Raw genomic sequence first — 12,712 nt, 5'->3', positions numbered from 1 at the left:
CAGCATGACCCGGCCTGGAAATGCGCGCGCCCGGCTCACGCGTCCGCCGGGCGGTGACGCGTTGGCAACGCTCAGTGCGCGTGCGTTCGATTCGCCGGGTCCAGCTAGCCGAGCTGATCGAGAATGGCCGGATTCTCCAGCGTGGAGACGTCCTGCGTGATTGCCTCGCCCTTCGCGAGCGAGCGCAAGAGGCGGCGCATGATCTTGCCCGAACGCGTCTTCGGCAGGTTTTCGCCAAAGCGGATGTCCTTCGGTTTCGCGATCGGCCCGATCTCCTTGCCGACCCACGCGCGCAGATCGTTCGCGAGCTTCACGGCTTCGTCGCCTTGCGGGCGCGTGGCCTTGAGCACCACGAACGCGACCACGGCTTCGCCCGTCGTGTCGTCCGGACGACCCACCACCGCGGCCTCGGCCACGAGCGGATTCGCCACCAGCGCCGACTCGATTTCCATCGTGCCCAGACGGTGACCGGAGACGTTCAGCACGTCGTCGATCCGGCCCATGATCGTGAAATAGCCGCTGTCCTTGTCGCGCACGCTGCCGTCGCCGGCGAGGTACAGCGTGCCGCCAAGTTCCGCGGGGAAATAGCCCGACTGGTAGCGCTCCGGTTGACCCCACACGTTGCGGATCATCGCGGGCCACGGCCGCTTCACGACCAGAATGCCGCCCTGCCCGTTGGGCACGTCCTGGCCGGTTTCGTCGACGATGGCCGCCATGATGCCCGGCAGCGGCAGCGTGCACGAGCCCGGCACGAGCGGCGTCGCGCCCGGCAGCGGCGTGATCATGTGGCCGCCGGTTTCGGTCTGCCACCACGTGTCGACGATCGGGCAGCGCTTGCCGCCCACGTTTTCGTAGTACCAGATCCAGGCTTCGGGATTGATCGGCTCGCCGACCGTGCCGAGAATGCGCAGCGAGGACAGGTCATAACGCGCCGGATGCACCGCGGCATCGGCATCCGAAGCTTTTATCAGCGAGCGGATGGCCGTGGGCGCGGTGTAGAACAGCGTGACCTTGTGCTTCTCGATCATCTGCCAGAAACGCCCTTCGTCGGGCCACGTGGGCACGCCCTCGAACACGACCTGGGTCGCGCCCAGCGCAAGCGGACCATAGGCGATGTAGCTGTGGCCCGTGATCCAGCCGATGTCGGCGGTGCACCAGAAAATATCGTCCGGCTTCCAGTCGAAGGTCCATTTCAGCGTTTGCGCGGCCCACAGCAAGTAGCCGCCCGTGCTGTGCTGCACGCCCTTGGGCGCGCCCGTCGAGCCCGAGGTGTAGAGAACGAAAAGCGGATGCTCCGCGCCCACCGGTTCCGGCGCGCACGTCTCACCTTGCGCGTGCGCGAGTTCGTGCATCCAGTGGTCACGGCCTTCGATCCAGTCGATGTCGCCGCCGGTACGCCGGTCGACGATCACGCTATGCACGGCGTCGCAGCCGCCCATGGCGAGCGCTTCGTCGGCGATACGCTTGAGCGGCAGCGCCTTGCCGCGCCGCATTTGTTCGTCGGCGGTGACGAGCGCGACCGCGCCCACGTCCACCACGCGTTCGTTGAGCGACTTCGACGAGAAACCGCCGAACACGACCGAGTGCGTGGCGCCAATGCGCGCGCATGCCTGCATGGCCACGATGCCTTCGATCGACATCGGCATGTAGATCACCACGCGATCGCCCTTCTTCACGCCGCGCTGCTTGAGCGCGTTGGCGAAACGCGAGACGCGCGCGAGCAGATCGCGGTACGTGACGCGCGTAACCGCGCCGTCGTCGGCCTCGAAAATGATCGCGACGCGCTCACCGTGGCCCGCCTCCACGTGGCGGTCGAGGCAGTTGTACGACGCGTTGAGTTCGCCGTCTTCGAACCACGTGTAGAACGGCGCCTTCGATTCGTCGAGCACCTTCGCGAACGGCGTATGCCACGCGAGCGTTTCGCGCGCGAGACGCGCCCAGAACCCTTCGTAATCGCGCGCGGCTTCGGCGCACAGCGCCTCGTAGGCCGCCATGCCCGACACCGTGGCGTTGGCCACCGTTTGCGCGGCAGGCGCAAACACGCGCGGTTCATGAAGAACCGATTCGATCGCTGACATTGACTCTCCCACCCTGACTGACTGCGCGAGGCGTCCGCCCGCAGGCGGCGCGCTCGTCGTGTGTTTTCGTTACCCGTCGATGACGTCGATGACATCGATCACGCGGATGGACGCCGGATCGCGCCGACTGCGGCATGCGCGCGCGACCCGTGTGCATCAACCCTGCCTGCGGCGCATCAGAAGAAGCCCAGCGCGTCGGGCTGATAATTGACCAGCAGACACTTCGTCTGCTGATAGTTCGACAGCGCCATCTTGTGCGTCTCGCGCCCGATGCCCGATTGCTTGTAGCCACCGAACGCCGCATGCGCGGGATACAGGTGATAACAGTTGGTCCAGACGCGCCCCGCCTCGATTTCGCGCCCCGTGCGATACGCCCGCGTGCCGTCGCGCGTCCACACGCCCGCGCCCAGACCGTAGTAAGTGTCGTTGGCGATTTCGATGGCTTCCTGCTCGTCCTTGAAGGTCATGACCGAGGCCACCGGCCCGAAAATTTCCTCCTGAAACACGCGCATCTTGTTGTGGCCGAACAGCATCGTGGGCTTCACGTAGAAGCCCTCGGCAAGATCGGCGTGATGACTCGCACGCGCGCCGCCCGTCAAACATTGCGCGCCCTCTTCGCGGCCGATGTCGATATACGAGAGGATCTTGTCGAGCTGCTGCTGCGAGGCCTGCGCGCCGATCATCGTTTCGAGATCGAGCGGGTGGCCGCTCTTGATGCGCTCCACGCGCGCGATGGCCTTTTCGATGAAGCGTTCGTAGATCGATTCCTGCACGAGCACGCGCGAGGGACACGTGCAGATCTCCCCCTGGTTCAGCGCGAACATGGCGAGGCCTTCGAGCGCCTTGTCGAGGAACGCGTCGTCGTGATCTAGCACGTCGGCGAAGAAGATGTTCGGGCTTTTGCCGCCCAGTTCGACCGTTGACGGAATCAGGTTTTCCGCGGCGGCGTGCAGAATGCGCTTGCCCACGGGCGTCGAGCCCGTGAAGGCGATCTTCGCGATGCGCGGGCTGGTGGCGAGCGCCTCGCCCGCTTCGCGGCCGAAGCCGCTCACGATGTTGATCACGCCCGGCGGGAACAGGTCGCCAATCAACTCCATCAGCACGAGCACCGAGGCAGGCGTTTGCTCGGCGGGCTTCATCACCACGCAGCAACCGGCGGCGAGCGCGGGCGCGAGCTTCCACGCCGCCATCAGCAGCGGGAAATTCCACGGAATGATCTGCCCGACCACGCCGAGCGGCTCGTGAAAGTGATAGGCGACGGTGTTGTCGTCGATTTCGGAAATGCCGCCTTCCTGCGCGCGAATGCAGCCCGCGAAGTAACGGAAATGGTCGATCGCGAGCGGCAGGTCCGCGACCATGGTTTCGCGCAGCGGCTTGCCGTTGTCGATGGTTTCGGCCACGGCGAGCAGGCGCAGGTTCTTCTCCATGCGCCCGGCGGCCGCGAGCAGCAGATTCGCCCGCTCGGCCGCCGAGGTCTTGCCCCACTTGCGGCGCGCGGCGTGCGCGGCGTCGATGGCGAGATCCACGTCCACGCCGGTCGAGCGCGGCACGCGGCAAAACGGTTGGCCGTTGATCGGCGAGACGTTTTCGAAGTAGTCGCCGCCCTCGGGCGCAACCCATTTGCCGCCGATGTAGTTCTCGTAACGCTGACGGTACGGATACTCGACGTCGAGGCCAAGATTCTTGAGGTCGAAGGGATTCATGGTGCGGTCCTGTTCGGTGTCAGTTGCGTGATGTCGGGAGACGGCGCCCGTGCGCGCGAAGTCGCGACGCCGTCGTTCCGGGTCGATGACAACACAAAATTAATCAGGTTTCCTGATCGAAATGATTGCTTCGCCGCTCACGGCGAATAAAGGCTCGCCCGCTTACATTGCGGCTTCGAAAATGGCGATAACCTGGTTGAGCGTGGCCTTGCGCGGGTTGGTCAGCATGCACGCGTCCTTTTGCGCGTTATGCGCCATCACCTCGTGGTCTTCCGCCTTCACACCGAGCCCCGCGAGACCAGAAGGAATGCCGACGGAACCCGACAAGCCGCGAATGGCGGCCACTGCCGCCGCGGCCGCTTCCGTGGTGGACAGCCCCGCGGTGTACGCGCCGAGCAGCGCGGCGATGCGCGCGAAGCGCTCGGGCGCGGCGATCAGATTGAACTCGGACACGTGCGGCAACAAGATGGCGTTGCACACGCCGTGCGGCAGGTTATAGAAGCCGCCCAACTGGTGCGCCATGGCGTGCACATAACCGAGCGAGGCGTTGTTGAACGCCATGCCCGCGAGGTACTGCGCGTAGCACATGGCCGCGCGCGCTTCCATGGATTCACCGTTCGCGACGGCCTTGGGCAGCCATTCGCCGATCAGGGCGATGGCCTTTTCCGCGCAGGCGTCGGTGATCGGCGTGGCGGCGGTGGAGACGTACGCTTCCACGGCGTGCGTGAGCGCGTCCATGCCGGTCGCGGCCGTGAGCGCGGGCGGCATGGCGACCATCAAACGCGGGTCGTCGATGGCGATGAGCGGCGTGCAGCGCCAGTCGACGATCGCCATTTTCACGTGATTGCTGGAGTTCGTGATGATGCAGAAGCGCGTCATTTCCGCCGCCGTGCCCGCCGTGGTGTTGATCGAGATGAGCGGCGTCATGGGCACGCTGGATTGGTCGACGCCTTCGTAGTCGCGAATATGACCGCCGCCCGCGGTGACGAGGCCAATGCCTTTGGCGCAATCGTGCGAGGACCCGCCGCCGAGCGAGACGATGAAGTCGCAACCCTCTCGCTGATAGAGCTTGACGCCTTCGTGCACGTTGATGTCGGTGGGATTGGGTTCCGCGCCCGGAAAGATCACGGCCTGGAGTCCGGCTTCGCGAATGTAGCCCGCGATGATCTCCGGTAGCCCCATCTTGTGCAGACCGGCGTCCGTCACGATGAGCGCTTTTTTCGCACCCAGCGACTTCGCCCGCGTGCCGGTTTCGCGCGCGCAACCGGGGCCGATGAGGGTGACGCAGGGAATGAAGAAGCTGTCGGTACGATCCGCGATGCTCAGATAACTCATGTCGTCTCCAAAGGTTATGTGGGGATGTCGTTGCACCCGCTTAACCTTTTGCACGAACCGTACCAGCGCGCGAAAGCCCGTATTTAAAGGGTTTTACGATGAGGCGCTGTCATCCCGCTGCTCTCATTCAACACAGGTGTTGTGTTTCGGAACAGAGGTGGGCAACCGCGCGTGACTAGCGTGACCGCGCAGATGACCGCTCAGGCGATCTGCTGTATCCGCAGCATGTTCCCCGCCGGATCGCGCACGCCCAGATCGCGCACGCCGTACGGCTGGTCCGTGGGCTCTTGCGTGATCTCGGCGTCGCGGTCCTGAAGCCGCTGGAACACGCCGTCCAGGTCGTGCGTGCCGAGCAGCAGCATCGCGAAGGTGCCCTTGGCCATCATTTCGGCGATCATGCGGCGCTCTTCGTCGGTCAGACCCGGCGTGGCGTTGGGCGGATACAGCACGATGCCGGCGGCCTCCGGCTTGCCTTTCGGGCCGACGGTGATCCAGCGATTGCCGCCATAAGCGACATCCTTGCGAATCTCGAAGTCGAGCGCATCGCGGTAGAACGCCAGCGACGCTTCGGGGTCGGTGTGGGGCAGAAAGGTCGAGTGGACGACGATATCCATGGTCAGGCTCCGGTGAGGACGAGGTTGTGCACGCCGCCGAACCGGTTAGATCGGGCGCGGCGCACTGCCGGATGCAGTTTAGGCACTCGTCTTGTTCGACGCTTCTCGATTCCTGACCGGTCGCGTCACCTGCCTGGCCACGCAGGCCGGCATGCCCGCCACGTCGCTCGCGCCATCGCGTTGCCAGGTGCTGGGATTCATGCCCACCAACTCCGTGAAGCGCGTGCTGAACGTGCCCAGCGACGCGCAGCCCACCGCGAAGCAGACCTCGGTGACGCTCAGATCGCCGCGCCGCAACAGCGCCATCGCGCGTTCGATACGGCGTGTCATCAGGTACGCATACACCGATTCACCGTAGGCCAGCCGGAACTGCCGGCTCAAATGGCCCGACGACATATGAACGCCTCGCGCCAGCGCGTCGACATCGAGCGGCTGGGCGAATTCGCGGTCGATACGGTCGCGCACGCGCCGCAAGCGGGCGAGATCGCGCAGCCGCGTGCTGCGCTGCGGGCTCGCTGGCTTGCCAGCTGGCGTGCGGGAAGGAGAACGCGTCATGGCCGCATCGTGCCATGGCGCGAGCGTGCCTTCAATCGGGCGCGGCCCGGGTCGAAAGCGCAAAGAAAGCTGGCCGAAAAAACGGGCTGACGCGGCCGTCGGCGTTACCGCTCAATCGCCCGATGTGTCGTGACAACGGCCGCACGAGCGCGCCTGGCCCAAGCGCAGGCGCCCCGCGCTCACGGTCGTTTCGCGGCCGCATTCGCATCGGCAGATCCACAAACCGTCGCCGGCGTAGCGTTCGGTCGTGAGCTGGCCGAACACCTCGCCGCCGCGCAGCGCCCGCGAATCCGGGCGCGAACGCCACACGCGGCGTTGCTCGCGGCAACCGCAATCGCGCGTTTCGCCGCCTTCCACCGTGTCGAGCGCCGCGATGATATGACCGCCGCACCGGCACTTCCATAGCCACACGTCCGCGCCGCGATAACGCAGCGCGGTGAGATCGCCGAACGTCCGCCCGGCGACATCGCGCGCGGGCGGGAACGGCCATTCGGGTGGCAAAGGAGGACGGATACGCTGATTCACGGCGATTAAGTGGGGTTCGGCGCACGACTCTCAAGTGTAACCGCACCCCGCACAATCGCGCTGGCGAGCCTCTTGCCATGGGGACGAAACCCCTGCGAGCGCGTCGCCCACGCATCGCGCCAGCCTACGTTCGCGAACATGTCGATGACCCCGCGCGTCGCGCGCTACAGCGTGGCCGCGTGACCGGCGATGAACTCGCGCAGCCACACCTGCGCGGGATGCGAGTCGCCACGGCGATGCCAGATCAGATCGAAGCGGATCGCCGGCAGCGCGACGGGCGGCGCGAACGCCACGAGTTCTCGCCCCACCGCGGTATTGAGCGCCACGCGCTTCATCAACGTGGCCGAGAGCCGCGTACGCGCCACGATGCCCGGAATCGCGAACATTTGCGGCAGCGTGAGCGCGAGCGTGCGGCGCTCGCCGAGTTGCGCGAGCGCCTGATCGACGAGCCCATGCCGGTCGCCTTCGGGCGAGGCGAGCACGTGCTGCAGCGTCAGATACGTCTTCAGATCCATGCCCCGGCGCGCGGCCGGATGACGCTTCGACACGATGGTCACGAACTCGTCGTGCAGGATGGGGCGATGCAGGATGCGCGGGTCCGACTTCGTTGGCACGATGCCGATGGCCACGTCGATCTCGCCCGCGTCCAGCAGGTCGACGGCCGTATCGCGATCGTTGTACGCGTGCACCGTGATCGTCACGCCGGGCGCGGCCTGCTCCATCGCCGCGAGCAGCGTGGGCAGCAGCACGAACGCCGGGTACTCCGAGAGCCCGAGATTGAACGTCAACGACGTTTGCGCGGGATCGAAGCGCGGCTTGTCCACCAGCGTCTGCTCGATCTGCCGCAGCGCCTGCGCAATGGGCTCGGCGAGATCGCGCGCCCTGGGCGTGGGGATCAAGCCTTCGGCGCTGCGCAGAAAAAGCGGATCGCCGAGCAGCGTGCGCAGGCGCGACAACGCCGCGCTCATCGCCGGTTGACTCACGCCCACCTGGGTCGCGGCGCGCGTCACGTTGCGCTCGTTCATGAGGGCGTCGAACGCCACCAGCAGATTCAGGTCGATGCCATGAAAATCCATATTTCAAATAATTATCTATACAGGTTATTTGTTGGACGGATTGTACGCCCTCGCCCAGAATTCGCTCACGTTCAACCCCACCACGAGTCCCGACATGACCCAAACCGCCACGCACGCCACTTCAACCGCCTCCAACGCCGACCTCGAAGCCGTCCGCACCCTGTATCGCGCGTTCAGCGAGAAGAACCCCGCTCTCGTCGATGCCGTTCTTGCCGCCGACTGGGACGACATTCCGCTCGCGCCGGGTCAGCAGCCCGGTCCGGCCGGCATCAAGCCGATCATCGAGAGTTTCGGCAAGGCGTTCCCCGACGTGCAGATCGTGATTCACGACATCGTGCAGGCAGTCGAAAAGGTGGCCGTGCGCGCCGAAATCACCGGCACGCACGAAGGCGAACTCTTCGGCATTGCGCCCACCGGCAAGAAAGTGAGTTTCCGCCTGCACGAATTCCACAAGGTGCAGAACGGCCGCATCGCAACCACGTGGCATATGGAAGACTGGTTCGGCCTGTTCCTGCAACTCGGCCAATTCCCGCAACAAGGTTGATCCGCCAACTCACTCGGGCATTCCAGCATTCCGCATTCAAAGAGGCGAATCATGAAAGCAGCATGGCTCAACCAGTTCGGCAGCGCCGACGTCGTCTCGCAAGGCGAGATCGCATTACGCGCGCTCAACGCCGACGAAGTGATCGTGCGCGTGGAAGCCGCCGGCCTCAATCCGCTCGATCTGAAGATCATGGCCGGCTATATGCAGGCCGTGTTTCCGGTCGAATTCCCTTATGTGCCGGGCACCGACTTCAGCGGCGTGGTCGAGTCGGCCGGTGCGGCGGTGACCACGCTACGCCCCGGGGATCGCGTGTTCGGGCGCACTGCGCCCAGTTCGGGCGGCGCGTTCGCGCAGCGCGTCGTGATCGCCGCAAACGACGTATCGATCATGCCCGCGTCGATGAGCTTCGAGCACGCGGCCGCGTTGCCCACGGCCTTCGGCACGGCATATCAAAGTCTCTTCGAGGTGGGTCGGTTGCAACGCGGCGAGCGCGTACTGATTCACGCAGCGGCGGGCGGCGTCGGCAGCATGGCCGTGCAACTCGCGCATCGGGCGGGCGCCTGTGTGATCGCCACGGCATCGGCGCGCAATCACGAACTGGTGAAGAGCCTGGGCGCGGATCGCGTGATCGACTATCGCGCGGAGGACTTCTCCGCGTTGCGTGACGTCGATCTCGTGCTCGATACGCTCGGCGGCGAGACGCTCGAGCAATCGTGGTCCGTGTTGCGTGCGGGCGGCCGTATCGTCAGCATGGTCGAGTTCGGCATTCAGCCGCGCGACGGCCGCGACGGCGCTTCCGTGTTCTTCGCCACGGCGCAACCGTTCCTTGCGAAAGCCGTCGAGCGGTACGAGGCCGACGAACTGCAAATCATCATCGACGAGATCTTCGCGCCCGGCGAAGCGCGCGCCGCACTCGAAAAACTCGCGACCGGCCATGCGCGCGGCAAGATCGTGATTCGCGCGAGTCACGGTGCGTGGGGGCAACCTGCCGGCGATGGGTCTTGACGAGATGACACCACCACGCCCCGCTTGTTACCTCAAAATGCGGTGAATCGGCAGTAACATGGCGATACAAAAAGACGCACGGAGCGCGATGATTGCGCTCCGTGCGTCTTTGTCAAACTTACTCAGTATTGCTCAGTATTGCCAACGAATTACTGCTGGGTAGCCGCCGGCGACTTCACGCTGGGGGTCGCAAGCGAGTTGTTGCTCGCGGGCGCCGGCGTGTGATGCGACGTCGAAGCGTTGTTGTTCGTGCCGCCCGGCAGCGCATTACCGCTATCCGAATTCGTGGAGCCCGGCATGCCGTAACCGCTCGACGAATTGTTGTTCATCGAGTTCGCGGTCGGATTCACCGCATTGCCCGCGGCGGGCGTATTGCCGTTGCTGCCACTGCTGCCGCCCGCTTGCGCATAGGCGCCGCCCGACATTGCGAGTGCGGCGACGGCCGCGATGAGTGTGCTGGTTGCCTTGTTCATGATCCGCCCCTCCTATGATTGACTGAAATATCGACGCAGACGTTTGACGCCTACTGAACCTTCGTGTGCGCAATCAGCGTGCCGCGCAATGATTCGATTCCACATCGAGGAGTGAGTTGTCGAGCGAATCCCACTATTTAATTCACGTTGTGCCCAGCGGCATAGGTTTATTCGTAGCGCCCTTTCTCCACCGACCACTTGAACGTGCGCCGCCATTTGCCGCGCGCTTTCTCGCGCAATTGCAGGTCGTGATAACCGCCGGTGACGGTGGGCAGCACGGTAAGCGCGTTGGCCGCGTCGGAAACGTCGTGGCTGCGCGTGCCATCCTTGTTCCAGTCGCCCGCGAGCATCTTGTCGAAGGCCATGGGCTGCGCGAACGCCACCTTCAGCGCATTGCCGTCGATCACGAAAAGATAGAGCGCCTCGAAATCCGCGCCACCGCCCGCATAGCCTTCGCTCCATCCGGCGCGCACGCCGAATGCGTACTGGCCCGCGCGAAGTTGATAAGCGGCGAGATCGAAGCGCGACCAGCTCGAGGGCATGGCCGCCTGCGCACTGCCCGCGTCGCCGTTCTCGAGCGCAACGGGCTGGTCGATGTTGGTGTCGCTCCAGTCGGTGGGCGTGGCCACGGGTTGCATAGTGCGCGCGACGAGTCGCGGCGCACCCGTGCCCATGCTGTCGAACACGCCGAACCAGACGCGCCGCGCGTCGCTGTCGTCGCCAAGGCTATCGCAGGTCGCCGCCGCGTATTTGCGCGCGGCGGCGGCCTTTTCCGGGCTATCGGCGAGACACAGCATGGCGACGTAACTGTTCGGCCGCAGCGGCCAGGGCTTCGCGCCCGAAAGCACGACGTCGCGTACATCCTGACCCGGCGCAAGTTGGTCGACGAGCCATGCCGTGGTGAATCCCGCCGGCAACGCGGTGCCGAACCCGTCGGGCTGGGGCGCGCCGCTCATCGACCGGTCGAATAGCTTCTTCGCGTCGCTCGTCTGCATGGCGCCGCGCACGCCCGCGAGCGAGGGCACCGTGGTGTCGGCCAGGGCGAACGAAACCGGCAAAGCGAAGACAAGAGCGGCAACGCCGAAGGCGCGGCGCAGCGGCACGAGAGAGGTCATGGCAGGGATGCGAGTGATGGGGATCGCCATTATCCGCGAAGAAACAAGGCAGCTAAAATCGCGTGCCGGTGCAGTGGAACCCTGTCGCATTCGAGCGTTGTCGCGCATGCCCGCGCGGCCGTGCAGGGGAAACAAGGAGAGCTGTCGCTTACAATTCATCTTGCATCGCCCCATCCACGCATGACCACGCATACACGGGCTGGGCGCCTGCCGCGCAGCGCCGCCTCGACGGGCAATCCACGAGCGCGCGCCCCTGCACCGGCCGCCGCGCCGATCCCCAAACCTTCCTGGCATCCTGCGTTACGGGCGATAATCCCGCTATTGCCATCGACGCCCGGCACGGGAAACCGGCAGCACCGAAGCGCGTCGACTCGACTAGCGGACTTGAAAGCGGAGAAAGAATGAGCAAGCAAGGCTTCACCACGGGCATCGTTCACGGCGACAGGATCTCGGGTTCCGAGCACGGCGGCGTGCGCCAGCCGATTCACACCTCGGTGCAATACGGTTTCGAGCGCGTCGAAGATCTGATCGGCGTGTTCCAGGGCACCAAAAAAGGCGGCTTCAACTACGCGCGCCAGGGCACGCCCACCACGGCCGCGCTCGAGCGCAAGATCACGAGTCTGGAAGAAGGTGTCGGCAGCATCTGCTTCGGCACCGGCATGGCTGCGATCACGGCCACGTTCCTCACGCTGCTGCGCGCGGGCGATCATCTGGTGTCGAGCCGTTACGTGTTCGGCAACACCAACAGCCTGTTCGGCACGCTGCGCACGCTGGGCGTCGAAGTCACGACCGTCGACGCCTGCGACGCCGCCGAAGTCAACAACGCCATTCGCCCGAACACGCGCATGGTGTTCGTCGAAACCATCGCGAACCCCGGCACGCAGATTCCCGACCTGCAAGGCATCGGCGACATTTGCCGCGCGCGTGGCGTCGCCTACGTGGTCGACAACACCATCACCTCGCCCGCGCTGTTCAAGCCGAAAGCGGTGGGCGCCAGCCTCGTCATCAACTCGTTGACGAAGACCGTCGCGGGCCACGGCGCGGCCCTCGGCGGCGCGGTCACCGACACCGGTCTGTTCGACTGGAGCGCGTATCCGAACATCGCCGACGACTACCGCCGCTCGGCCGCGAAAGACCAGGGCTTGCTGCAGATCCGCAAGAAAGGGCTGCGCGACATGGGCGCGGCGCTTTCGTCGGAGCAGGCGCACAGCATCGCGCTGGGTGCGGAAACGCTCGCGCTGCGCGTGAAGCAGAGCAGCGACAACGCGCTCGCGCTCGCGCAGTTCCTCGAAAGCCACAAGGCGGTCGGCAAGGTGTTTTATCCGGGCTTGAAGAGCCATCCGCAGCACGAGATCGCGCAAAAGCTGTTCAAGGGCGCGTCGTGGCTGCTGTCGTTCGAACTGCTCGACGCCAGCCGCATGATCGACGTGGTCAATGCGCTGCAGTTGCCGATCAAGGCAACGGGTCTCGGCGACACGCGCACGCTCATCATTCCCGTCGCGCCGACGATCTTCTTCGAAGCGGGTGCCGAAACCCGCAAGGCAATGGGCATTTCCGACGGCATGCTGCGCCTTTCGGCGGGCATCGAAGATATCGACGATCTGATCGCCGACTTCGAACAGGCGCTGAAACTGGCGGCTTGAGGCGCGTTGCCGGAATCAGGACGAACGCACGGACGTTCATCCTGAT

The 12,712-nt window shown here is 65.1% G+C and carries 12 protein-coding genes; 3 read left to right on the top strand and 9 right to left on the bottom strand.

Going from position 1 to position 12,712, the window contains the following annotated elements; translation table 11 throughout:
• Positions 1-104: 104 nt before the first annotated feature.
• The 7 genes from acs to FAZ98_RS29870 all read right to left on the bottom strand — a co-directional run bounded on the left by acs (position 105) and on the right by FAZ98_RS29870 (position 7,886).
• Complete coding sequence (gene acs / locus FAZ98_RS29900) at positions 105-2,078, bottom strand: acetate--CoA ligase (RefSeq protein WP_158957082.1); 1,974 nt, start codon at positions 2,076-2,078, stop codon at positions 105-107.
• Between the two features lie 176 nt (positions 2,079-2,254).
• Positions 2,255-3,781, bottom strand: a complete 1,527-nt coding sequence (locus tag FAZ98_RS29895) for an aldehyde dehydrogenase family protein (RefSeq protein WP_158957080.1) — start codon at positions 3,779-3,781, stop codon at positions 2,255-2,257.
• A 162-nt stretch (positions 3,782-3,943) separates the two neighbouring features.
• Entirely contained in the window at positions 3,944-5,116 is a 1,173-nt protein-coding gene (gene mdh / locus FAZ98_RS29890) for an iron-dependent methanol dehydrogenase (RefSeq protein WP_158957078.1), read from the bottom strand.
• A gap of 200 nt (positions 5,117-5,316) precedes the next feature.
• Positions 5,317-5,730 (bottom strand): VOC family protein, encoded by a 414-nt coding sequence (locus FAZ98_RS29885; RefSeq protein WP_158957076.1) that lies wholly within the window; start codon positions 5,728-5,730, stop codon positions 5,317-5,319.
• 78 nt (positions 5,731-5,808) lie between these two features.
• Positions 5,809-6,285 (bottom strand): helix-turn-helix transcriptional regulator, encoded by a 477-nt coding sequence (locus FAZ98_RS29880; protein ID WP_158957074.1) that lies wholly within the window; start codon positions 6,283-6,285, stop codon positions 5,809-5,811.
• 111 nt (positions 6,286-6,396) lie between these two features.
• Positions 6,397-6,810 carry a hypothetical protein gene (locus FAZ98_RS29875; RefSeq protein ID WP_158957072.1) on the bottom strand — a complete coding sequence of 138 codons (414 nt, stop codon included), beginning with the start codon at positions 6,808-6,810 and terminating at the stop codon, positions 6,397-6,399.
• Positions 6,811-6,974: 164 nt separating this feature from the next.
• Positions 6,975-7,886, bottom strand: coding sequence for a LysR family transcriptional regulator (locus FAZ98_RS29870; RefSeq protein WP_158957070.1), 912 nt, complete (start codon positions 7,884-7,886; stop codon positions 6,975-6,977).
• Positions 7,887-7,980: 94 nt separating this feature from the next.
• Between FAZ98_RS29870 and FAZ98_RS29865 the strand changes: the two genes are divergently transcribed.
• On the top strand, positions 7,981-8,430 hold the full coding sequence (locus FAZ98_RS29865) for an ester cyclase (protein ID WP_158957068.1): 450 nt from the start codon (positions 7,981-7,983) through the stop codon (positions 8,428-8,430).
• A gap of 51 nt (positions 8,431-8,481) precedes the next feature.
• Positions 8,482-9,435, top strand: a complete 954-nt coding sequence (locus FAZ98_RS29860) for an NADP-dependent oxidoreductase (protein WP_158957066.1) — start codon at positions 8,482-8,484, stop codon at positions 9,433-9,435.
• A gap of 149 nt (positions 9,436-9,584) precedes the next feature.
• On the opposite strand, the gene FAZ98_RS29855 is transcribed toward FAZ98_RS29860, so the two are convergent.
• Positions 9,585-9,908, bottom strand: a complete 324-nt coding sequence (locus FAZ98_RS29855; RefSeq protein ID WP_158957064.1) for a hypothetical protein — start codon at positions 9,906-9,908, stop codon at positions 9,585-9,587.
• Between the two features lie 167 nt (positions 9,909-10,075).
• Positions 10,076-11,023, bottom strand: a complete 948-nt coding sequence (locus tag FAZ98_RS29850) for a hypothetical protein (protein WP_233273012.1) — start codon at positions 11,021-11,023, stop codon at positions 10,076-10,078.
• A gap of 401 nt (positions 11,024-11,424) precedes the next feature.
• Here FAZ98_RS29850 and FAZ98_RS29845 point away from each other — a divergent pair, with 401 nt between their 5' ends.
• Positions 11,425-12,666, top strand: a complete 1,242-nt coding sequence (locus FAZ98_RS29845; RefSeq protein WP_158957062.1) for a cystathionine gamma-synthase family protein — start codon at positions 11,425-11,427, stop codon at positions 12,664-12,666.
• Positions 12,667-12,712 lie beyond the last annotated feature (46 nt).

It is taken from the genome of Paraburkholderia acidisoli, from assembly GCF_009789675.1.
Lineage (GTDB): Bacteria > Pseudomonadota > Gammaproteobacteria > Burkholderiales > Burkholderiaceae > Paraburkholderia > Paraburkholderia acidisoli.
The sequence above is the reverse complement of the archived record's forward strand: the minus strand, read 5'-3'. Positions and strand labels throughout refer to the sequence as shown.